Source organism: Ruminococcus sp. MCC718, assembly GCF_018783905.1.
Classification (GTDB): domain Bacteria; phylum Bacillota; class Clostridia; order Lachnospirales; family Lachnospiraceae; genus Hominisplanchenecus; species Hominisplanchenecus faecis.
Genome location: NZ_WQNP01000145.1, coordinates 1 through 264 on the forward strand (window position 1 = coordinate 1; position 264 = coordinate 264).

A 264-nucleotide genomic window follows, 5' to 3' on the forward strand; every position below is an offset into this window, starting at 1 on the left:
GCCGGAATATTCCAATATCATAGGGCATATGTGTTATGCAGCTTCCAAACTCTGGAATATCTGCAACTATGAACGGCATCATTATAAAGAGCTGGGACTGGAAAAATATCCTGACTGGTATTATCAGAAAAAAACACATAAAGGAAATTTATGGTATAAACAGCTTCCGTCACAGACAGCGCAGGAGACCTGCAAGCAGCTGGATAAAGCATGGAAATCTTTTTATGTCCTGAAAAAGACCGGAGGGATCAAAGATCCGAATCC

General features: G+C 40.9%; 1 pseudogene. It reads left to right on the top strand.

What is annotated here, in order from left to right:
* Nucleotides 1–264, top strand: a pseudogene (locus GPK60_RS15740) (RNA-guided endonuclease TnpB family protein); the annotation flags it as partial.